The organism is Limnoraphis robusta CS-951, from assembly GCF_000972705.2.
Genome location: NZ_LATL02000347.1, coordinates 1 through 21,425, shown reverse-complemented (window position 1 = coordinate 21,425; position 21,425 = coordinate 1). Strand labels below are relative to the sequence as shown.

Genomic DNA, 21,425 nt, shown 5'->3' with positions numbered 1-21,425 from the left:
CCTCCCTCAATTTTAACCCCTAAGCGATCGCCAAACTCAGCAACACCAAAATCACATTAATCAAATAAAACGTTCCAACGACCTGAGTTTCTGACCATCCGCACAGTTCTAGATGATGATGCAACGGTGCCATTCTAAACAGACGCTTACCGACGCCATCAGGCCCTTTGGTTGCTTTATAATAGCTGACTTGAGCGATAACCGATAGGGTTTCTAGCAGGAAAATTCCACTGATAATCAGGAGAACCCATAACGTGTTACTCATCAAAGCAATCGCTGCTAAAGCGCCGCCCAGGGCGAGTGAACCTGTGTCTCCCATAAAAACCTTAGCGGGGTTGCGGTTATGGCTAACAAAGCCTAAACAACTGCCACTCAGACACCCACAAAACACCATTAATTCCGGGGAAGTCGGCATCAGATAAGCCGCGAGTCCTAACAGCGTAATTGCCCCTAGTCCTCCCATCAAGCCATCGACGCCATCGGTGAGATTTGTGGCGTTACTCTCAGCGACAGGAACAAAAACCGCTAACGGCCAGAATAATAAACCTAAAGGTAAAACTAAACCCCAAGGTAGAGCAACAGTAGAAATGTCAGAAGATTGTAGAGACAGACTGCCAAACCCATTGGTTGCTAAGACTAAACAAAATAATGTTGCTAACCCCACCTGCAAGGCTAACTTCATTTTAGGAGAAATGCCTTTATTGGATTTGCGTCTGAGAATTTGCCAGTCATCCAACCAACCGACAAAACCGTAAGCCAGCGTTAAAATAGAAATAGCAATCACATGGGGATGAAATCCTGACCAGATTAAACCCATCCCCACTCCGACGGGAATGAAAAAGATACCGCCCATTGTGGGAGTACCTGCTTTCTTGAGATGAGCTTGCGGGCCATCTTCTCGAATAAACTGTCCCGCTTTAATCCGAACCAGTAGAGGAATTACCCAATACCCGAATGCAGCAGAGAGTAAGCCACAAACGGCTAGGGGTAGGAACAAGGACGCTTGGGGATTGAGAAAGCGGTTAGCTGTCAAGTCCAGACTAATCGTAAAGGCACTCAATCCCGCAGTGAGTAACCAGAACAGGTTGCGTCCTGATAGATTCGATGAGCGAATTCGTGAAAATAGACTATCCACAGAAATATAAAGAATCAATCCTCAACACCAACTACAAATCGGGAAGCTAGGTTTTTTTCTGAGCATCCTGGGTAGTTGCACTCTCATAATACTGTCTAAGTGCAACATTGCTTCAGAGTTTTTGCCTAATCTTCCATCAGATCATCGTCGTCATCATCATCATCATCATCGTAGGCACCCTCATCAACTATCAGTTCTGAGATTTCCTCTTCGGCTTCTAGAAAAGCATTGGTTTCTGGAACATTATCCCGAGGAATTAAACGACCCGTTGCTTGTAGCCATTCCAACAGCGAGATATGCTGCTGTGAGGGAATGACGTCTGCGGGTTCATGGACGGGAATCTTACGCAAAGAAGGATTGTACATCTTCAGCTAATAGAGTGCAGAATATCAGACCTGAACAACGAGAATGTTTCTAGCTATTGCTTTCTACTCAAAGACGAGAGCAAAACCGGATGGATACCAAGCCCATGTCTACAATGCCAAAAACAATCCCCCCATAAATTAGCATAACTGGATCACGGATCGATGATCATCTGTTTTGGAGTTTGAACAAATTCCGGACAATTCGATAAGCTTTATTTAAGTATCGCGACTTGATCAACTGCTAAATCATTGCTCACCCGAATCACACCGCGTTCACAGGCTGCTTCACAGGCTGCTGGGTGTTCCCCGAGGCAATTTCTAACGGTTCCACTTTATATCTTATCTGAAATACTTAAATCTTGGCTACAGATAATCGATGGGGAGACAGTCTGGGTAATTGATGAATTATCCCTAGCAGTTATCGGTTTTTTCACTGTTACCTGTCCCCTATTCTATTTTGCCTATTCTCGGTTTCCTGCTCCCTTTTGTAGCATTATATTTTCAATTTAATATTATTTTTCTTTTGATTAGAGTGCATTGGACTGTATTCTGGTTGAGAGTTTGACTTGGATGCAAAGTTTGATTCAAAAATCGAGTAAAGTCTATCATTCGATAGATGAATAGGCAGGTATAAAGCCTTATTATAAAAGAATAATCGATCTCAAATACATTTGATAAAATGTTCTGAACTTGTGGGTTAAAAATTTCCGTGTCCGAATAACGGAAAAACCGTAGAACAACAAGAGGATTGATGGTCTTAAGGAGAAAAAAAATGTCTAAGATTACTCAACGATTTCAAGAAGTATTTGAATTTATCGGCTTAGGTGTCAAACGAATATTTAGCGGAAATACGGATCAATATCCCAAAACAGGAGTTCAACCCTATGAGGGAGATCGATCCCGTCAAAAGAATCCTGAATAATTGCGCTCATTGAGGGGGGGAGTAACTTTGAAAATCAATTGAAGTCCACTCCCTTTTTTTGGGCTTTTTATAGAAAATCCTGTTTTTTAATTTTCCAAGACTCTAATTATTGTTTGGGGATTGGATTGAATTTAATTGAATACAATATAATGGCTCGGGGGGAGGGTTAATTCGTGACATTTGGGAAAACGGTTGGAATTATTTGTTTTTTAATTTCCCTATATATTTTGTGGAAAATCAGACAAGTTATCTTACTCGCTTTTAGTGCTATTGTTTTGGCAACGGCTATTAACAGAATTGTTAAAATCCTTCAGAAACAGGGAATGAAGCGGGGTGTGGCTGTAGGCATTTCCATGTTTTTTATTTTATTGGTTTTAGCGGGATTTATCTCAATTATTGTGCCTCCAGTGGTAGACCAATGGCAAGAATTGAGTGAACAAGTTCCGATGGGATTTGAACAGCTTAAAACTTGGTATCTAGGTTTACAAGATATCATTCCCAACCAAATTTTCGGTAATCTGCAAAGTCCCGAACGTCTGATTGAGCAAATACCTGTTCCTGGTTTTGGACTATTTAATAACGTTTTTAGCTTCTTTTCCACTTCATTGGGAATTACCTTAAACGTTATTCTCGTGATAGCTATCACGATTATGTTAGTGAGTGATCCCACACCCTATCGACGCAATTTTATTTTGATATTTCCCGCCTTTTACCGTCCTCGGGTTGATGAGATTTTAAATGAGTGTGAAGAAAACTTAGTCGGCTCTTTAATTGGTCTTTTATTTAATATGACGGTGATTACGCTTCTCAGTGGTGTTGGCTTATGGATTTTAGGCGTTAGACTGGCTTTAGTTAATGCTTTACTCGCCGGATTTTTAACGTTTATTCCTAATATTGGCCCAACAATTAGCGTCATCCCGCCCGCTTTACTCGCCCTGATGGATGCCCCCTGGAAAGCCTTGGCTGTGATTGGACTTTATATCGCCATTCAACAGATAGAAAGTAATATTTTAACGCCCCTCGTAATGAAACACGAAGTTTCTCTACTTCCGGCTATAACTTTATTATCTCAAGTCATCTTTACCATTTTCTTTGGAACTTTAGGTCTACTTTTAGCCATTCCCCTGGTTGCAGTCTTAAAGGTTTGGTTTCAAGAAATGTTAGTTAAAGATGTAATGAACCAATATCAGTAATAGAACTCCAAATTTTGAAAAAACCTTTTGAAAAAAACCCCTGTCTCGAAGAAACTGGGTATTTGAGTTGAACTTCCAATGTGAGCGGGTTACAAAAACACGGTAAAATGCTTCTGGCTTTAATCAGCTTTACTTGTTCAACCATCACACATCCACAAACCCAGATGACAACCCGTGTAATTCTTGTCCGTCATGGTCAGAGTACCTATAATGCTCAACACCGTATTCAAGGACGCCTCGATGATTCTGTTTTAACTGAAAAAGGCTGTAACGCAGCTTATCAGGTTGGCGATACTCTGGCTAATTTAACATTTGATGCGATTTATTGTAGCCCTCTCAAACGTGCTAAACAAACGGCTGAACTCATTGTTTCACGCTTGAAAACACCGCCGCCACTTCAACCCACCGAACTTTTGATGGAAATTGATCTTCCTCTGTGGGCGGGTTTACTGCGTCAAGACGCTATCGAAAAATATCCCGAAGACTATCAATGTTGGCATGAACGCCCTGACGAATTTTTTATGCTTCTCTCTGAACCGGATGGAGAACGAAAGCATTTTCCAGTCTTAGCAGTCTTTGAACAAGCCCGACAATTTTGGCGAGAAACTTTAGCTCGTCATCAAGATCAAACTGTTTTAATTGTAGCTCATAATGGCATTAATCGCTCATTAATTGCCACGGCTTTAAGCATCGAAGCTAAATATTATCAATCCATTCAACAGTCTAACTGTGGAATTAGTGTTTTAAACTTTTCAGACGTCACAGCCGGAGAACTTCCTAAACCCGCTTCGGTTCAACTTCAGTCTATGAACCTGACAAGCCACGTTGGAAACCCATTTCCTTCGGTGAGACCTGAACACAAAGGGCCGAGAATTTTGTTAGTTCGACATGGGGAAACGGAATGGAACCGCAACGGACAATTTCAAGGACAAATAGATGTTCCTTTAAATGATAATGGTCGAGAACAAGCCCAGAAAGCCGCCGAATTTCTCAAAAACGTTAAACTCGATTTTGCCTTCAGTAGTTCGTTATTGCGTCCCAAAGAAACGGCTGAAATTATTCTCCAATATCATCCCGAAATCGAGTTACAATTTGATCGGGATTTGTGGGAAATTAGTCATGGATTATGGGAAGGTAAATTTGAAGCTCAAATTGAACAGCTTTATCCCGGACTTTTGCAACAGTGGAGAATCGCCCCGGAAACTGTACAAATGCCAGAAGGAGAGAATTTACAACAAATTTGGACTCGATCAAAACTAGCTTGGGAGCGGATTGTTAAAGCTTATGATCAACAACCTGTTACTGGAATTGTAGTCGCTCACGATGCGATTAATAAAGCAATTCTGGCTCAACTTTTTAACTTACCTCCTGAACATTTCTGGAACTTTAAACAAGGGAATGGGGCGGTTACAGTGATTGACTATCCTAATGGAATTAACGGTGATCCTGTTTTACAAGCTTCTAATATTACCACTCATTTATTTGAGGGTATTCTAGATAAAACAGCCGCCGGAGCCTTATAAAGTAGGGGCGCTCTTGCTTGCGCCCAGAAATCAAAAGTCAAAAATAACTAATTAAATTATGAGTAGTGAACTGCTACAAAACGTCAGAATACTTGATCCCGAATTAGCAACTGATACCGTTACAGATATTTTAATTCAAGATGGTTTCATTAACGCCATTCAACCTAATATTTCTCCATCGTCTGATGTGGAAATTCGAGACGCTAAAGGGTTCATATTAGGCCCCGGTTTAGTAGACTTGTACAGTCACACAGGAGAACCCGGTTTTGAAGAAAGAGAAACCATTTCTTCTCTAATTGACGCCGCCACTGCTGGAGGATTTACCCGATTATCTATTTTACCGGATTCTGTTCCGCCTATAGATAATCCCGCTACTGTTAGTTTAATTCATCACCAAGCTCAAAGTAAAACAGGTTTTCAAGTTTATCTTTGGGGTGCTTTAACCCAAAGTGTCGCCGGAAAAAAAATGAGTCAACTGGCGGAATTAGCAACCACTGAAATAATCGGTTTTGCTGATGGTCAACCTGTTCAAGATTTAATGTTATTGCGACGGTTACTGGAATATCTTAAACCTTTTAATAAACCCATCGCATTATATTGTTGCGATCGCCAACTGGTGAGTAATGGCGTGATGCGAGAAGGAAATGAATCGATTTTAAGCGGTTTACCAGGAATACCTGCTTATGCCGAAACAACAGCCATTTCAACCGTATTAGAAATCGTCGCTGCCACAAAAACCCCTGTTCATTTAATGCGAGTTTCAACCGCTCGTAGTGTAGAATTAATTCGGGAAGCTAAAGCTAGAAATTTACCAATTACAGCGAGTACAACTTGGCTGCATTTATTACTCAATACTCAAGCCATTAGCGGTAAAAAGCAGATTTTACCCTTTAACTTCACGCCTTACGACCCTCATTTAAACCTAGATCCACCTTTGGGAAATCCAGAAGATCAAATCGCTTTAATTCAAGGGGTAAAAGATGGTATAATTGATGCGATCGCCATTGATCATACGCCCTACACCTACGAAGAAAAAACCGTTGCTTTTGCAGATGCGCCAGCCGGGACAATCGGCTTAGAATTAGCTTTACCGTTATTGTGGCAAACATTTGTCAGTTCGGGTCAGTGGTCGGCTTTGGAATTATGGCAAGCTTTAAGTACAAAGCCGTTAAAATGTCTCGGACAAAAACCCTCAAAGATTGCTGTAGGTCAACCGGCGGAACTGACATTATTTTCCCCTCAAACTCCTTGGAAAGTAGCCGCAAAAACTTTAAAATCTTTGTCGGTGAATACGCCTTGGATGAGACAAGAAATCACAGGTAAAGTGGTGAGAACCTATACTCCATAATTTGGGTCATCATTTCGGGATTAATTCACACTTCGGGCGGGTTTATCCGTCAACAGTGAACTAAAATGAAGCTCTCTAGCAAGCTAAACTCAACGGACGTAATACCTATTATCTTGCGCCCGTTATCTAACCTCAGATCGCTTCTAACCAACAAATTTGATTCCAAGCCGTTTAACAGCAATCTTCTTCAACCTGATCGAGTAAATTCAATGCTTCAACATCTTCAAATTGCTCAAACAAAGCGCGAATACTATTCACTTGGCTACCGACGAAAAAAAGTTCATCTTGTCCCATTTTCTGACGTTCAACCAATTTCATCTTGAAATATTCCAACCAAGAACTCGGTTCAGATGAATGATCAAGATAATACTCAATACGGTCAACCAGTCTCCGGGCAAGGCGATCGCAGTCGATATCTTTAAAAGTGATGTAACGGTCTAGTTTTTTATCTGAAGTCATGGGAACTTTCATGATCTTAGATGACAATCCGGGGAAGATCTCTAAACTGAAGGATCGAACAGAACAGATAATCAGAAATTTCTAGATTTTACTGATTATTGTAGGTTTCTGAGAGCGGAGCTGCATATAAAGGAACTTCGTCTAATCCTCCCACCCGATTCGGTGGCCAGAACCGCACTACCGCCCGACCAATGATATGATCACGAGGGACAAATCCCCAATAGTGACTGTCATAACTGTTATTACGGTTATCTCCGAGAACCAAATACTGATCTTCGGGTACCGTTTCAGGCCCCCAGTTGTATTGCGGTTCTTCAGCGATGTATTTTTCCGTCAATGGCTGACCATTAACGAAAACCAGTCCATCACGAACTTCAACCGTTTCACCCGGTAAACCGATAATCCGCTTGATAAAGGCGTCTTTGTACTGGGTTTTGAGTTGATCAGTCGGAGAGAAAACAACGACATCTCCCCGGTCAGGATCTTGAAACTTATACCCCAGTTTATCAATAATCAGGCGATCGTTTATTTCTAAAGTCGGTAACATTGACCCAGAAGGAATATAACGCGCTTCCGCGACGAAGGTGCGAATCCCCAAAGCTAAAATGATACTTAGCCCAATCGTTTTAAATCCCTCAATCCAGGCATTTTCTGAATGGTCTTGAGGTGAATGATGATTATGTGGCTCTTGATTTGGAAGGCTACTCATAGGCCGTATTTCAAAGGGCAGTTAAGAATGGTTAGGAATGCGAAGCCGAAATTTTGAGTTTTAGTAATGGTAAAGTGAATTATAGTGCAGAAATCGCTATACTGTCCAAGCCTTAACTCAATTAAAGCTCAGATTTTTGGTTCACTGAATCATCTAATGTCTGTTGTACACTTGAATTTTAGTCTGTTATGTAATCCATCCTACCAAATTGAGTGAGTGATCGCCCATATCCTCTAGACTCTAAAAGTTTACAAAGGTTCCGGTGTCAGGGAACGCCGGATTAGGGGACAGGGTACTGGGTACTGTCTAGGGGCAGCTTCTCCAAAGATTTATTAGATCACCGATATAAACCCGCCCGATACCGTAATCACTGTAAACTAAAAACACGGTTAACGCTCAAAAAATGTAATACTATGTCTGAACATACCTGTTTGTTGATTCGTCGAGCGACAATTATCCTACCGGATGGTGAATTGTTGTTAGGAGATGTCAAAGTTCAGGGTTCTCAAATTGTCGAAGTTGGGGTAGATGTTGACTATGATCCAGCCGAACCCAATGTTTTAGAAATTGATGCCCAAGGTTTGACTTTGTTGCCGGGAGTGATTGATCCGCAGGTTCACTTCCGAGAACCCGGATTAGAACATAAAGAAGATTTATTTACGGCGAGTTGTGCTTGTGCAAAGGGCGGTGTCACCTCTTTTTTAGAAATGCCAAATACTCGCCCTCTGACGACGAATCAAGCGGCTTTAGATGATAAATTATTTCGAGGGAGTCAAAAATGTTTAGTCAATTATGGCTTTTTTATTGGGGCGACGGGGGAGAATTTAGAAGATTTATTAACCGTTAATCCAACTCCGGGAATTAAAATTTTCATGGGGTCAATGAAAGGGCCGTTATTAGTCGATCAAGAAGCGATTTTAGAAGAAATCTTTGCTAAAGGCGATCGCTTAATTGCCGTTCATGCAGAAGATCAAGCCCGAATTAATCAACGTCGTCAAGAATTTGCCGGAATTTCCGATCCAGCCATTCATTCTCAAATTCAAGATAATCAAGCCGCCTTACTCGCCACAAAATTAGCGGTCAAACTCTCTAAAAAATATCAACGAAGACTGCATATATTACATCTTTCTACGGGAGAAGAAGCCGAATTTTTACGACAAGAAAAACCCGCTTGGGTGACAGCAGAAGTCACCCCTCAACACTTACTTCTCAATACCAGCGCCTATGAAAAAATAGGAACAAAAGCCCAGATGAATCCCCCCTTGCGATCGCCGGAAGATAATCAAATATTATGGCAAGCTTTACGGGATGGGGTAATTGATTTTATTGCCACCGATCACGCACCGCATACTTTAGAAGAAAAAGCCCAACAATATCCCAATTCTCCCTCGGGAATGCCTGGAGTTGAGACATCCTTACCGTTAATGTTAACCCAAGCCGAACAAGGCTGTTGTACAATTGCTCAAGTTGCTCATTGGATGTCTACCGCCGTCGCCAAACATTATAAAATCCCCAATAAAGGCGCGATCGCTCCGGGTTATGATGCGGATTTAGTGTTAGTAGATTTAAACACCTATCGTCCGGTTTTAGCCGAACAACTTCTGACGAAATGTGGCTGGAGTCCCTTTGAAGGTTGGAACCTCACCGGATGGCCTGTATTTACTATTGTCGGCGGTCAAATCGTTTATGATCGAGGTCAGTTAAAAACCGAAGTCCGGGGTCAAGCTTTAAAATTTGATTGATTCTCAACTTCAATGACGGATAAAAATCTGTCCTCAGTCTTAATTCCTCATCCTTGAGTTAGAGATAGGATAGTTGAAAGGAAGCAGTTACCAACCGATCATCGTTGTAAACTGATTCCAAAGCGTTAAATAAACCTATTTGTTACAATCAATGTCTATGAATAAGCCCCCCTCATCCGATCTTAACTACACTTCGATTCAATCTCTACCGGAAATTTGGCCGATTTTAGCCAAAAAAGTCGGTCAAGGAATAGCCCTACACGACCCCCACTCCCAACCGGAAGTGATACTCAGCTATAGTGAACTCTGGCTACAAATTCAACAATTTGCCGCCGGACTGCAAACTTTAGGGGTAGAAGCGGTTAGTGAGGATGCCTTACCGAGTCGAATTGCCTTATTTGCTGATGATAGTCCTCGTTGGATGATCGCCGATCAAGGAATTATGACGGTTGGGGCTGCTGATGTCGTGCGGGGGGCGACGGCCGATCCGGCAGAATTAGTTTATATTCTCAAAGATAGCGGCAGTGTTGGGTTAGTCGTTGAAGATCTGAATTTACTGAAACGTTTGCGATCAAGTATTGAAGATCTGCCGATCAAGTTTATTGTATTGCTGTCCGATGAAGAACCCGATCCGAGTGAAATTCCCAGCATACCTGTATTGAACTTTTCCCAACTTTTGAATAAGGGAGGAGATTTCACCCTGAGAATACCCAGGATTTCTGGTCAAGATAGTCTGGCAACATTGCTGTACACTTCGGGAACCACCGGAAAACCGAAAGGGGTGATGCTGACTCATGGTAATTTGCTGCATCAACTTAAGGCTATTCCTGATTTTCTTCAACCGGAAGTTGGCGACTGTGTTTTGAGTCTACTTCCGACTTGGCACAGCTTCGGACGGACTGGACAATATTTCTTTTTATCGCAAGGCTGTACTCAGGTTTATAGTAGTATTCGCTATTTTAAGCGGGATCTCAAAGAATTTAAGCCGCGTTATATGACCAGCGTTCCCCGCATTTGGGAATCGATTTATGAAGCCGCTCAAAAACAGTTAAGCGAACAACCTGCAAGTCGTCAAAAGATTGCTAAATTCTGTTTTAACGTTAGTGAACGGTATGTTTTGGCGCGTCGTCGGGTTAATGGATTAACCCTGGATGCAAAATCGCCTTCGGGGATGGAAAAAGCGAGCGCTCGTTTACAAATGGGACTGTTGACGCCTTTACATCGGTTAGCGGATCGATTGGTTTACCAAAAAATTCGGGCGGCGACAGGCGGAGAGTTTAAATTTGCCATTAGTGGTGGCGGTTCTCTGGCGATGCACCTAGAGATGTTTTATGAGATTGTCGGGGTTGATTTGTTAGTGGGATATGGCTTAACAGAGACTTCCCCGGTATTAACAGCTCGGCGTCCATTGCATAACCTACGGGGTTCAGCCGGAAAACCGATTCCGCAAACCGAAATTCGGATCGTTGATCCTGAAACGCGGCAAGTTCTACCTCGCCAGGAAAAGGGTGTGGTGTTGGCACGGGGGCCGCAGATTATGAAGGGGTATTTTGAAAACCCAGAAGCCACCGCTAAAGCGATTGATCCAGAAGGATGGTTTGATACGGGAGATTTAGGCTGGTTAAGCCGACAGAATGATTTGGTATTGACAGGTCGGGCGAAGGATACGATTGTCTTGAGTAATGGGGAAAATATCGAACCGCAGCCGATTGAAGATGCTTGTATTCGTAGTCCCTATATTGATCAAATGGTTTTAGTCGGCCAGGATCAAAAAGTGTTGGGTGCGTTAATTGTACCGAACTTTGATGCGTTGGAAAAATGGGCCAATAGTCAAAATCTGAAATTGAAATTACCAAATTCCGAGTCTGTAAACGACAACGAAGCCCTCGATCTTGAAAGTCCCCCAGTTCAAGACTTATTCCGCAAGGAGTTAAACCGAGAGGTAAAGAACCGTCCGAGTTATCGCATTGATGATCGCATTGGGCCGTTTCGCTTGATTTTAGAACCCTTTACGATGGAAAATGGGATGTTGACTCAAACCCTGAAGATCAAGCGTCCTGTCGTAATGGAACGTTACCGCGATATGATTGACGCAATGTATTAAGACAGTGACCACCAGTAAACAGTGACCAGTAATCAGTGTTGTAGGGGCAATTTATGAATTGCTCGTACCAGTGATGTTAAAACTGATCACTGTAAAAATCTCTAGATCATCTGTTTTTTCGGTTATTATCTGTTTTGAATGACAAGGACAATAAACAGGCAACATACTCATGGATATCTCGAACAATCAACTCCTTCTCAAACGAGCGATTAATGTCAAAGCGGTTGTTACACCCCGATGGAGAGAAGAAGCTCAACAGCAACTTCAAGCTCAAATTAATCAGCTTGATAGTCAGTTGCAGCAGCTAGAAATGCAAGGACAACGCATGATTGCGGAGTTAAGAAAGCAGACTATTCATCCTCCTGGCCCTGAAGTCATGCAGCAAATTGATACTATTCAAGTTCAGATGAATGAACAGAAAAGTAAGTTTCTTGATCAAAAAAATCAAAGCTTACAACAACTGCAACAAATTCAAACTTTAGAACTCGAACAAGAAGTGAGTCAAGGGCAGATTGAAAGTGTATTTGCTGTTGAAAAGGGTGATAATCTCATTCGTAAAATGCAGGTAGAAGTCATCTTACGTGATGGGGTGATTGAGGAGATTCGCGGCGAGATTTAAACAGTGACCAGTGAACACTAATCAGTGAACAGTTTTGTAGGGGCGGGTTCCATATTTAATGTATGTTTTCCCTGAAGGAACCTACATAAACCCGCCCCCCACAGTGAACAGTTTTGTAGGGGCGGGTTCCATACTTATGTATGTTTTCCCTGAAGGAACCTACATAAACCTGCCCCCCACATTGACTGATAACGGGTACGGGTAATTCATCAATTACCCCTACAACTGTAAACTGTTTCCCTAAATTCTTTTAAAATTTTTCTGATGTTCTATTTCTAACGATCCAAAACACCACACACCTATGATTCACGAAGTTTTCATGCCTGCCCTAAGTTCAACGATGACAGAGGGTAAAATTGTCTCATGGCAAAAAGCACCTGGCGATCAAGTTGAGAAAGGAGAAACGGTTCTCGTTGTTGAGTCCGATAAGGCAGATATGGATGTAGAAGCCTTCTATTCGGGCTATTTAGCTACAATTTTGGTACCGGAAGGGGAATTTGCCCCGGTTGGTAATACGATCGCTTTAATTGCGGAAACAGAGGCTGAAATTGAACAGGCGAAACAGCAAGCCTCTAGCGACAAGAAAGCGGATACTGCTCCGAGTTCGGCTAAACCTTCAACACCTGCCCCTGCTGAACTTGTGACCGCTTCTGCGACAACAACCGCCCAAAGCGCCAGCCGTCGGAATGGCCGGATTGTTGTTTCTCCTCGCGCCCGCAAACTGGCGAAGGACTTAAAGGTTGATTTGAGTAAGGTAGAGGGTAGTGGCCCTCATGGTCGGATTGTGGCTGAAGATGTGGAAGCTGTGGCGGGTAAATCGTCTCAGACGGCTCCGAAACAACCTGCGGCGACGGGTTCGGCTCCCACTGTCTCTCATCAGCCACAGAAGCCAGCAGCACCCGCTCCTGCGCCTCAACCTGTTCGAGCGGCGGCACCGGGTCAAGTCACTCCCATGAACACGCTGCAAAATGCGGTAGTGCGAAATATGGTGGCGAGTCTGCAAGTGCCTGGGTTCCGCGTTGGGTATACGATTACCACAGATGCTTTAGACGCACTGTATAAGCAAATTAAGTCTAAGGGTGTCACTATGACGGCGCTGTTGGCGAAGGCGGTGGCGGTGACGTTGCAGAAGCATCCGTTAGTGAATGCGAGTTATGTGGAGTCGGGGATACAATACAGTTCTGCGATTAATATTGCGGTAGCGGTGGCGATGGCGGATGGCGGTTTAATTACGCCTGTGTTGAAAAATGCCGATCAAATGGATATTTATTCGTTGTCTCGCACTTGGAAAGATTTAGTTGAACGTTCACGGGCGAAACAATTACAACCCGATGAATATAATAGCGGAACGTTTACCCTTTCTAATTTGGGAATGTTTGGCGTTGATCGCTTTGATGCGATTTTACCACCAGGTCAAGGTTCGATTTTAGCGATTGGGGCTTCTCGTCCGCAAGTTGTGGCGACTGAGGATGGTTTGATGGGTGTTAAGCGCCAAATGCAGGTTAATATTACTTGTGATCATCGGATTATTTACGGTGCTGATGCGGCGGCTTTCTTACAAGATTTAGCCAGGTTAATTGAAACGAATCCGCAGTCGTTGACGATGTAGACCTCTCCCCCTAACCCCCTCTCCTCAAAGGCGAAGGGGAACTCAAAAAACCCGGTTTCTTATCCAAAAAACCCGGTTTCTCAAAGAAACCGGGTTTTTAATTCCACTGGGTGCTAGCCCCAACTGACATAACTGAGATTTTCGTCTAAAAGCAGTTTCACAAGGATGCAATAAATAATTTTTTCTCACGATCCGCAGCAAAAGCAAGACAAGCTTTGATATCTTCTGAAGTGAGTTCAGAAAAATCTTCTAAAATTTCTTCTTCTGTCATCCCTGCTGCTAGATACTCTAAGATGTCATAAACTGTAATTCGCATTCCTCGAATACAAGGTTTTCCGCTCCGTTTTCCCGGTTCAATTGTGATAATCTCGTGGTAGTTCATCAAGATGTTTCCTCTGTGCGATTAGTTTAATCTCTTTCTCCAAACCATTCAATGGCTTTCTTCTCCATTTCTTTAATAAAACTATCTTTTCCATCCATATAAGCTTCGATATCATGGGGATATTTAGCCGCGAGTTCTTGTTTTAATAAACTATATTTTTGAGCATCTTCTGGATGGGCGATCAGATAATCTCGAAACGCCAGATGACGTTTAACTTCGGTTGAACCGACTTCAAACACATGAACGTGATGGGTTCTAATTCCGGCTAAGTTGTCTTTGCGGAAATACCGACGACCGACGATTCCAAACTCTCCCATTATTGTATACCCAAAAGACTGCATTTCGTCATTTTTTTCATCAACTTTTGTAATTTCTTTCACCTCAACTAATAAATCGATAATGGGTTTCGCGTAAATACGGGGAATGGAGGTGCTACCGATATGATGAATGGCGATCGCATTTTCGCCGAAAATATTAGCAATTTGTTGTGATTCTTTCTGAAAGTCTTCTTGACCGTTGGGGTTAGGAGGAACAACTTCTACTTTTCTCATCGCTGTTAGATTAGGTTGATTTCGATGAAAAACCCGGTTTCTATTGAGAAACCGGGTTTTTGGGATGTACAGTTATCGCGATCGCAGAGGGCTATATTCTTGGGTTTTTACCTGATAATACAAAAACACAACTCCATTATCATAAATTTTGCTGTGGGTAAGTTCTAAGGCTGTTTGTTGGATTTTTCCTGAAAACAAAGGAATCCCAGAACCCATCAAAAAAGGATTTAACTTGATAATGATTTCATCGATTAAATTGGCGTTAAACAGGGTTGTGGCTATATTCGCACCACCACAAAGGTAAATGTCTTTACCTGTTTCCTGTTTTAAACTTTTAACGAGTTCGATAATATTTTCTGAGACGATTTCAACATTTTTATCAGGACTTTCTTTAATTGTCCGTGAGAACACATAACTTTTCATCATTGGGTAAGGGTTCGTTTTACCTTCTTTTAAACCGACTTCATAGGTTTTGCGTCCCATCAATACAATATCAAAGTCTTTAAACTCGTTTAAATAATCGCTGACCTGTTCACCTTCAAAGAGAAAACCATCAAATGAACCATCTTCGTGAGCAATAAATCCATCTACGCTAGTTGCCACATAATATTTTAATTTTCGCATTGTTAGACCTCTATTTTTGAACTTTAAGTTAATCTTGGTAAATCTCCCTTGAACTATCGGATATCAGTGATTTCATTCTGGCTGTACTACAATAATAATACAACTTTTGGCTGATTGTCTCTGATATTTTGAGTGTTCGTCCCCCCTCTACAGGACTGCAAAAAAGCGGTAGATTTATTCTTAGATACTGCTCAATCAGAAGATAAAATCATTATGAAAGCCATTGTGATGACTAAACCAGGGGCGCCGGATGTTCTCATGCTGAAGGAGGTAGCAGAACCGAAAATTAAAGCCGATACAGAACTTTTGGTTCGTCTGAAAGCCGCAGGAGTCAACCCCATTGACACGAAACTCCGTAGCCGAGGAACATTTTACCCAGAAAAAATGCCCGCTATTCTCGGATGTGATGGGGCGGGTGTGGTTGAAGCAGTGGGTAAAGGGGTCGAAAAATTTCAGGTGGGCGACGAGGTTTATTTTTGTGACGGTGGGTTGGGTGATGAAACGGGAAACTATGCGGAGTTGACGGTTGTTGATGAAAAGTTTGTCAGCAAAAAACCACAATCTCTGAGTTTTGTAGAAGCGGCGGCGGCGCCTTTGGTGTTAATTACGGCTTGGGAATCTCTTTATGATCGCGGAAAATTGCAACCGGGACAACAAGTTTTAATTCATGCGGGAGCGGGGGGTGTTGGTCATGTGGCGATACAATTAGCAAAGTTGCAAGGGGCGGAAGTTGCGACGACAGTTTCGCCGGAAAATGCTGATTTTGTTCGTCAGTTGGGGGCTGATTTTGTCATAGATTATAAACAGATAAATTTTGTTCAACGAGTGTTGGACTGGACGGATGGAGAAGGGGTTGATTTGGCTTTTGATACCGTCGGTCAAGACACTTTTTTCAAAACAATAGAAGCGGTTAAAGTGTATGGGGATTTGGTGACTATTTTAGAACCCGATACGAGTTTAGGAAATTTGAAGGAAGCCCGCAAACGAAATCTAAGAATAGGTTTAGAATTGATGCTCACACCCATGTTGCAAGGGTTAATTGATGAACAAAAAGATCAAGCAAAAATTCTACAACAATGTGGGCGTTTAATGGATGAAGGAAAGCTGAGGATTCATGTGAATCAAGTTTATCCATTGGCAGAGGCTGCTAAAGCTCATCAAAAATTAGAAGCGGGAGGAATGACTGGAAAAGTTGTGTTAACAATGGATTAATATTAAGTTCAAAACTTCTTGATGTGCTTTTTTAAATGATACAATTATCAAGGAGCGAGGATACCTAAATTCACGCTCCTTTTCAATGTCAAGGATCACAAACAGATGTCGGAAAAGTTAATTACTACTTATCTAGAAATGACTGATCCAGCAGAGTTTAAACCTGCTATTCTTGAGAATCTTCAAGGAATTACTATCTTTCCCTTGGAAACGCCCGATCTGGAATTTTACCGCTTTTTGTATGATCGGGTGGGAAACGCTTGGCGTTGGCGCGATCGCTTATTATTAAGTGATCAGCAACTGACTGATATTTTAGCAGATTCGGGAACCACTATTGATGTTTTGTATGTCAATGGAGCGCCCGCAGGTTATATTGAATTAAGTCAGTGTGAAAGTTCTACGGAAATTGCTTATTTTGGTTTACGTTCGGGTTATTGTGGTCGGGGCTTAGGGAAATATTTACTCAGTTATGGGATCACAAAAGCTTGGAATCAAAATACACAACGTCTTTGGGTGCATACTTGTAATCTTGATAATATTTATGCTTTGGATAATTATCTTAAACGAGGATTTAAAGTCTACAAAGTTGAAGAAGAACCTTTGCCTAAACAATATCTTTGATGCTTTGAATCAGTTATTTTTAAAACAGATAAAGCTTTTGATTTTAACAATAGTTGTATTAATGATATGGGTTTGGAGTTATTCTCCAGTCTTGGCTGTCAACTCCCCCAGTGAGAAAATCCCCTTAACCCTAGAAATCTTACAAGAAAGAGTCAAAAATCCCGTTAATACAGAGGGTACATCTCTGATTGATCTAGAAAACTTTATCATTGATTTACGAGAAAAAAATGCAGAGTTTAGTCAACAATTTTATCAGCAAATTCAAGCGGCACTCAATCAATCTGAAAATAAAGTGGGTTTAAATCTCAGTAACTCGACGATTAAAGGAGACTTTCTAGCGAGTAAAATGGGCGTTAGAGTTCCTTTACTCAAAGAAACATTATTGTCTATTTTTTCCGCAGATGAACTGACAATATTAACTTCAGAAAAAGCTCAATTTTCGCTGATAAACCAATCAGAAAATAATACGGCTGTAACACTTCCTAAAATTACGGTTATTCGCAGTCGTCTCAAATGCAAAAATACAGAATTCCAAGGTAATGTTGATTTTAAAAAAGCCTTTTTATTACGCGGAATAGACGCTCAAGAGGCAATCTTTAAAGAGGAAACTACTTTTACTGAAACGCGATTTAATGAAATTGCAAACTTTACAAAAGCTATATTTCAACAAAAAACCAAGTTTACATATGCAGTCTTTTTAACTAAAGCAAAATTCACCCAAGCCAATTTTCAAGCATTTACCAATTTTGAGGATAGCACGTTTCAAGATGTCAGTTTTAATCAAGCTCATTTTCAAGCCTTTGCTAATTTTAAAAGTATTTTTGGGGATGGAGAAGCCGATTTTAGTGAATCTAGGTGGCAAGATCGAGTCCTTTTTTCAAAGTCTCGCTTCACTCATTCTTTGAGTTTTCAACAAGCCATTTTTGAACAATCTGTTGATTTTAGGGATACTCGGTTTAATCAAGGTATCAGTCTGCGAGAAGCCAGTATTCAAGGTGTGATTGATTTTAGTGATGCCGGGTTTGGACTATTAACAGAAATCAATGTTTCTGATTTAATGTTTGACTCGAATTCAGCGAAAATAATGGGTGATCCGGGTATTATTGGTGAGGTTCTTTCCGTCAAAAAGTTACAAGGGAATGAAAACTTACTTCGCAATTTAATTCAAAACTTCCGTCAACAAGAACAGATTGGAGATGCGAATAAAATTGAATATTTGAAAGCTCAATTATTACTTCAACAATTCAAACGAAATATTTTTGGAATTGATATAAATACCGCCTCTATTTCTCGGTTAATCTACGCTGGATTTACTTCTGAACAAGCTGATGCTATTTTCAATGCAAGAATCAAACAGCCTTTTAGAAACTTAACGGAAATTTTAAAGCTAGATCAAGTTGATTTAGCCACTTATATCAAAGTTTATGATCGCGTCGTGGCTAATCGTTATCAGGGAGAGAGAGAAGAAGATGTAAAAATTGGATGGAAACAAGTCATTCTTGATAGCTATATTACCCCGTTATTCACAAGTTTTGACACGGCTTTACATTGGGTTGAATTGAGTGTATTATTACTCTTAAGCGGCTATGGAACCCGTTTTGAATTAGTCTCAGGCGTGGGTATCGTTGCCATTGCTTATTTTGGCTTAATATTTTGGTTTGTAGATCGAGTCAGACGGCGACACCCAATCCCCATTTTACCGACATTTTCAGAAAGCCTGTGGATGTTAGCGAGTTATGGAATATTGACTTCTATGGGTTTAACTCAAATCTTTAGTGCTTCGAGTCACCCGATTTTAACTGTACTCTGTTTAGCCGCTTTTATTGTTCCCATTCCGGGTGCTTTGTTGGGATTTCTTTATTACAAAAGACGCCATCATAACCTATTAGATTTATCTTATCTTACCGAAGATGCCAGTCAACGACAACTGCGATTAATGATCGGGCGATTACCGCTAATGCCGAGATTTGTTTTCTTTCGCGATCGCTATATGTCCATTCTCTGGGATACACGCTGGAATTGGCTAAATTATTATGATTTTAGCCTCAATAATTTTCTGAAATTTGGCTTCAATGATCTGCGTTTAAGAGATGAACACCTACCCGGATTAATTGCCAGTTTAGTCTGGTATCAGTGGGGTTTAGGTGTTCTTTATCTCATTCTCTTATTTTGGACACTTTCTCGTACAATTCCCGGATTAAATCTGCTTATCTATCTCAAGTAATTTTTAGTTTAAATCCGATAAACTCGATAATTCTCGCTGAGATTTTGAGAGGAGTTCCTGCACTTCTTTATCAGAAGTTTGAGAAAAATCTTCATACCAAAAACTAATGGCACTCAGACGTTTAGGCTGTACTAAACAGATGACTTGACTCACTTGTTCTTTCAACTTTTGACAGGTTGCTGGAGGCGCGAGAGGAACCGCGACAATAATGGCTTTGGGTTGATGCGATCGCATCACTTCAATCGCGGCAAAAAGGGTTGAACCTGTTGCTACACCATCATCGACTAAAATCACTATTTTATCTTGTAAATTAAGAGGGGATCGCCCTTGACAATAGAGATGATAACGTCGTTGTAACTCTTCTTTTTCTTCGGCTAAAACCGTCTCAAAATCGAGCGGAGAAACTCGCCAATCTGCTATAATATCTTTATTAAGAGTCATCGCATTTCCCTGTCCTATTGCACCCATTGCCAGTTCTTTATGGGCAGGAACTCCCAGTTTACGAACTAAACAGACATCTAATGGAAGATGAAGCGATCGCGCGATTTCATAAGCAACCGGAACTCCTCCACGCGGCAAACCTAACACCAATACATCACAACGATTTGCATATTCTTTCAACCGAGATGCCAGTAAACAACCGACTTCAGTTCGATTTTTAAATTGCATAGTCATTTTGACTTACCTCTCTTTTGACCTCTGTTATTACTGTGTGTTTTCTACCGACCGATAGATTACAAAACTAAAATATAGCCCTAGCAACCTATTCAAAATAAACTTGATGTAGCGAATCCTAACTTCAGTCTGTCTCTATTTATTTTAACAAATTTTCACGCTTAAACTCAGTTCATAGCAAATAATCTAAATTAATTAACCCAGTTTCTCAAACAAAAATATAAGTTTTTTGAACTCATCCCACCGTTGAAGTTTTATAATTACAATGCAGCGAGAGATTAACTATGGATGTAAAAGCCGCCATTGCTTGGGAAGCAGGCAAACCGTTAAGTTTAGAAACAGTCCAACTCGAAGGCCCCAAAGCCGGAGAAGTATTGGTCGAAATTAAAGCCACAGGAGTCTGTCACACCGACGCCTACACCCTCTCCGGCGCCGACCCAGAAGGGCTATTTCCGACAATTCTCGGCCATGAAGGGGCGGGAGTCGTCGTTGAAGTCGGGCCGGATGTCAAAAGCGTCAAACCCGGCGATCACGTCATTCCCCTCTACACGCCGGAATGTCGCCAATGTGAATATTGCCTCAGCATGAAAACCAATCTTTGTCAAGCCATTCGTTCAACCCAAGGTAAAGGATTGATGCCCGATGGTAGCAGTCGGTTTTCAATTAAGGGCGAAAAAATTCATCACTACATGGGAACTTCTACCTTTTCAAATTATACCGTATTACCCGAAATTTCGGTGGCAAAAATTCGGGAAGATGCCCCTTTTGACAAAGTTTGTTATATCGGTTGTGGCGTAACAACAGGTATCGGCGCTGTTATTAATACCGCTAAAGTTGAACCCGGATCAAACGTCGTTGTTTTTGGCTTAGGTGGCATTGGTTTAAATGTGATTCAAGGGGCAAAAATGGTCGGGGCGGACATGATTGTTGGCGTTGATATTAACCCCGCAAAACGAGAAATTGCTGAAAAATTTGGCATGACGCATTTTGTTAACCCCAAAGAAATTGAAGGAGATTTAGTCCCCTATTTAGTTGAATTAACCAAAGGCGGCGCTGACTACAGCTTTGAATGTATTGGTAATGTTAACATCATGCGTCAAGCGTTAGAATGCTGTCATAAAGGTTGGGGCGTGAGTGTAATAATTGGCGTCGCAGGTGCCGGACAAGAAATTAGCACCCGACCCTTTCAATTAGTCACCGGACGAGTTTGGAAAGGTTCAGCATTTGGAGGTGCCAGAGGACGAACAGACGTTCCTAAAATTGTTGATTGGTATATGGAAGGTAAAATAAATATTGATGATTTGATTACCCATGTATTACCCATTGAACAAATTAACGATGCGTTTGATTTAATGCACAAAGGCGAATCAATTCGCACGGTTTTAACATACTAAAAAAAGATTCATCC

The 21,425-nt window shown here is 41.4% G+C and carries 20 protein-coding genes; 12 read left to right on the top strand and 8 right to left on the bottom strand.

The window, feature by feature from the left end; all coding sequences use genetic code 11:
• Positions 1–19: 19 nt before the first annotated feature.
• Positions 20–1,135 (bottom strand): phospho-N-acetylmuramoyl-pentapeptide-transferase, encoded by a 1,116-nt coding sequence (mraY, locus tag WN50_RS29215; protein WP_046279108.1) that lies wholly within the window; start codon positions 1,133–1,135, stop codon positions 20–22.
• 125 nt (positions 1,136–1,260) lie between these two features.
• Positions 1,261–1,500, bottom strand: coding sequence for a DUF3134 domain-containing protein (locus WN50_RS29210; RefSeq protein ID WP_046279109.1), 240 nt, complete (start codon positions 1,498–1,500; stop codon positions 1,261–1,263).
• A gap of 772 nt (positions 1,501–2,272) precedes the next feature.
• Between WN50_RS29210 and WN50_RS35565 the strand changes: the two genes are divergently transcribed.
• The 4 genes from WN50_RS35565 (at position 2,273) to WN50_RS29195 (ending at position 6,486) form a co-directional block, all read left to right on the top strand.
• Positions 2,273–2,422 (top strand): hypothetical protein, encoded by a 150-nt coding sequence (locus WN50_RS35565; RefSeq protein ID WP_200906382.1) that lies wholly within the window; start codon positions 2,273–2,275, stop codon positions 2,420–2,422.
• Positions 2,423–2,595: 173 nt separating this feature from the next.
• Positions 2,596–3,615 carry an AI-2E family transporter gene (locus WN50_RS29205; protein WP_046279110.1) on the top strand — a complete coding sequence of 340 codons (1,020 nt, stop codon included), beginning with the start codon at positions 2,596–2,598 and terminating at the stop codon, positions 3,613–3,615.
• 164 nt (positions 3,616–3,779) lie between these two features.
• A complete protein-coding gene (locus WN50_RS29200) occupies positions 3,780–5,138 on the top strand; it encodes a histidine phosphatase family protein (RefSeq protein ID WP_046279125.1) in 1,359 nt (452 codons plus the stop codon).
• Between the two features lie 58 nt (positions 5,139–5,196).
• A complete protein-coding gene (locus tag WN50_RS29195) occupies positions 5,197–6,486 on the top strand; it encodes a dihydroorotase (protein WP_046279111.1) in 1,290 nt (429 codons plus the stop codon).
• A 171-nt stretch (positions 6,487–6,657) separates the two neighbouring features.
• Here the strand turns inward: WN50_RS29195 and cowN are convergent, their stop codons facing one another.
• Entirely contained in the window at positions 6,658–6,945 is a 288-nt protein-coding gene (cowN, locus tag WN50_RS29190) for a N(2)-fixation sustaining protein CowN (RefSeq protein WP_046279126.1), read from the bottom strand.
• Positions 6,946–7,033: 88 nt separating this feature from the next.
• Positions 7,034–7,654 carry a signal peptidase I gene (lepB, locus tag WN50_RS29185; RefSeq protein ID WP_046279112.1) on the bottom strand — a complete coding sequence of 207 codons (621 nt, stop codon included), beginning with the start codon at positions 7,652–7,654 and terminating at the stop codon, positions 7,034–7,036.
• Positions 7,655–8,067: 413 nt separating this feature from the next.
• Between lepB and WN50_RS29180 the strand changes: the two genes are divergently transcribed.
• The 4 genes from WN50_RS29180 (at position 8,068) to WN50_RS29165 (ending at position 13,728) form a co-directional block, all read left to right on the top strand.
• Positions 8,068–9,396 carry a dihydroorotase gene (locus WN50_RS29180; RefSeq protein ID WP_046279113.1) on the top strand — a complete coding sequence of 443 codons (1,329 nt, stop codon included), beginning with the start codon at positions 8,068–8,070 and terminating at the stop codon, positions 9,394–9,396.
• A gap of 157 nt (positions 9,397–9,553) precedes the next feature.
• Positions 9,554–11,500 carry an AMP-dependent synthetase/ligase gene (locus WN50_RS29175; RefSeq protein WP_046279114.1) on the top strand — a complete coding sequence of 649 codons (1,947 nt, stop codon included), beginning with the start codon at positions 9,554–9,556 and terminating at the stop codon, positions 11,498–11,500.
• A 169-nt stretch (positions 11,501–11,669) separates the two neighbouring features.
• Positions 11,670–12,119, top strand: coding sequence for a YlqD family protein (locus tag WN50_RS29170; protein WP_046279115.1), 450 nt, complete (start codon positions 11,670–11,672; stop codon positions 12,117–12,119).
• A gap of 301 nt (positions 12,120–12,420) precedes the next feature.
• Entirely contained in the window at positions 12,421–13,728 is a 1,308-nt protein-coding gene (locus WN50_RS29165) for a dihydrolipoamide acetyltransferase family protein (protein ID WP_046279116.1), read from the top strand.
• Between the two features lie 157 nt (positions 13,729–13,885).
• On the opposite strand, the gene WN50_RS29160 is transcribed toward WN50_RS29165, so the two are convergent.
• The 3 genes from WN50_RS29160 to WN50_RS29150 form a co-directional block, all read right to left on the bottom strand.
• Entirely contained in the window at positions 13,886–14,110 is a 225-nt protein-coding gene (locus tag WN50_RS29160; protein ID WP_046279117.1) for a DUF433 domain-containing protein, read from the bottom strand.
• A 26-nt stretch (positions 14,111–14,136) separates the two neighbouring features.
• Complete coding sequence (locus WN50_RS29155) at positions 14,137–14,661, bottom strand: GrpB family protein (protein WP_046279118.1); 525 nt, start codon at positions 14,659–14,661, stop codon at positions 14,137–14,139.
• Positions 14,662–14,733: 72 nt separating this feature from the next.
• On the bottom strand, positions 14,734–15,285 hold the full coding sequence (locus WN50_RS29150; RefSeq protein WP_046279119.1) for a dihydrofolate reductase family protein: 552 nt from the start codon (positions 15,283–15,285) through the stop codon (positions 14,734–14,736).
• Between the two features lie 213 nt (positions 15,286–15,498).
• Here WN50_RS29150 and WN50_RS29145 point away from each other — a divergent pair, with 213 nt between their 5' ends.
• The 3 genes from WN50_RS29145 (at position 15,499) to WN50_RS29135 (ending at position 19,342) form a co-directional block, all read left to right on the top strand.
• Positions 15,499–16,497: a zinc-dependent alcohol dehydrogenase family protein gene (locus WN50_RS29145; protein ID WP_049561661.1), complete on the top strand. Its 999-nt coding sequence runs from the start codon at positions 15,499–15,501 to the stop codon at positions 16,495–16,497.
• A gap of 105 nt (positions 16,498–16,602) precedes the next feature.
• Positions 16,603–17,118: a GNAT family N-acetyltransferase gene (locus WN50_RS29140; RefSeq protein ID WP_049561653.1), complete on the top strand. Its 516-nt coding sequence runs from the start codon at positions 16,603–16,605 to the stop codon at positions 17,116–17,118.
• A 61-nt stretch (positions 17,119–17,179) separates the two neighbouring features.
• Complete coding sequence (locus tag WN50_RS29135) at positions 17,180–19,342, top strand: helix-hairpin-helix domain-containing protein (RefSeq protein WP_049561658.1); 2,163 nt, start codon at positions 17,180–17,182, stop codon at positions 19,340–19,342.
• Between the two features lie 3 nt (positions 19,343–19,345).
• Here WN50_RS29135 and WN50_RS29130 read toward each other — a convergent pair whose 3' ends face one another.
• Positions 19,346–20,017 carry a phosphoribosyltransferase gene (locus WN50_RS29130; protein WP_046279123.1) on the bottom strand — a complete coding sequence of 224 codons (672 nt, stop codon included), beginning with the start codon at positions 20,015–20,017 and terminating at the stop codon, positions 19,346–19,348.
• A 284-nt stretch (positions 20,018–20,301) separates the two neighbouring features.
• On the opposite strand from WN50_RS29130, the gene WN50_RS29125 reads away from it, so the two are divergent.
• Complete coding sequence (locus WN50_RS29125; RefSeq protein WP_046279124.1) at positions 20,302–21,411, top strand: S-(hydroxymethyl)glutathione dehydrogenase/class III alcohol dehydrogenase; 1,110 nt, start codon at positions 20,302–20,304, stop codon at positions 21,409–21,411.
• Positions 21,412–21,425: the final 14 nt, after the last annotated feature.

What these genes read in the sequence shown, in the direction of transcription:
- WN50_RS35565 (WP_200906382.1), top strand. Translation starts at nt 2,273, where the DNA reads ATGTCTAAGATTACTCAACGATTTCAAGAAGTATTTGAATTTATCGGC.
- WN50_RS29135 (WP_049561658.1), top strand. Translation starts at nt 17,180, where the DNA reads ATGATATGGGTTTGGAGTTATTCTCCAGTCTTGGCTGTCAACTCCCCC.
- WN50_RS29200 (WP_046279125.1), top strand. Translation starts at nt 3,780, where the DNA reads ATGACAACCCGTGTAATTCTTGTCCGTCATGGTCAGAGTACCTATAAT.
- WN50_RS29180 (WP_046279113.1), top strand. Translation starts at nt 8,068, where the DNA reads ATGTCTGAACATACCTGTTTGTTGATTCGTCGAGCGACAATTATCCTA.
- cowN (WP_046279126.1), bottom strand. Translation starts at nt 6,945, where the DNA reads ATGACTTCAGATAAAAAACTAGACCGTTACATCACTTTTAAAGATATC.
- WN50_RS29210 (WP_046279109.1), bottom strand. Translation starts at nt 1,500, where the DNA reads ATGTACAATCCTTCTTTGCGTAAGATTCCCGTCCATGAACCCGCAGAC.
- WN50_RS29145 (WP_049561661.1), top strand. Translation starts at nt 15,499, where the DNA reads ATGAAAGCCATTGTGATGACTAAACCAGGGGCGCCGGATGTTCTCATG.
- WN50_RS29130 (WP_046279123.1), bottom strand. Translation starts at nt 20,017, where the DNA reads ATGACTATGCAATTTAAAAATCGAACTGAAGTCGGTTGTTTACTGGCA.
- WN50_RS29170 (WP_046279115.1), top strand. Translation starts at nt 11,670, where the DNA reads ATGGATATCTCGAACAATCAACTCCTTCTCAAACGAGCGATTAATGTC.
- WN50_RS29155 (WP_046279118.1), bottom strand. Translation starts at nt 14,661, where the DNA reads ATGAGAAAAGTAGAAGTTGTTCCTCCTAACCCCAACGGTCAAGAAGAC.
- WN50_RS29195 (WP_046279111.1), top strand. Translation starts at nt 5,197, where the DNA reads ATGAGTAGTGAACTGCTACAAAACGTCAGAATACTTGATCCCGAATTA.
- WN50_RS29160 (WP_046279117.1), bottom strand. Translation starts at nt 14,110, where the DNA reads ATGAACTACCACGAGATTATCACAATTGAACCGGGAAAACGGAGCGGA.
- lepB (WP_046279112.1), bottom strand. Translation starts at nt 7,654, where the DNA reads ATGAGTAGCCTTCCAAATCAAGAGCCACATAATCATCATTCACCTCAA.
- WN50_RS29175 (WP_046279114.1), top strand. Translation starts at nt 9,554, where the DNA reads ATGAATAAGCCCCCCTCATCCGATCTTAACTACACTTCGATTCAATCT.
- WN50_RS29140 (WP_049561653.1), top strand. Translation starts at nt 16,603, where the DNA reads ATGTCGGAAAAGTTAATTACTACTTATCTAGAAATGACTGATCCAGCA.
- WN50_RS29165 (WP_046279116.1), top strand. Translation starts at nt 12,421, where the DNA reads ATGATTCACGAAGTTTTCATGCCTGCCCTAAGTTCAACGATGACAGAG.
- WN50_RS29125 (WP_046279124.1), top strand. Translation starts at nt 20,302, where the DNA reads ATGGATGTAAAAGCCGCCATTGCTTGGGAAGCAGGCAAACCGTTAAGT.
- WN50_RS29150 (WP_046279119.1), bottom strand. Translation starts at nt 15,285, where the DNA reads ATGCGAAAATTAAAATATTATGTGGCAACTAGCGTAGATGGATTTATT.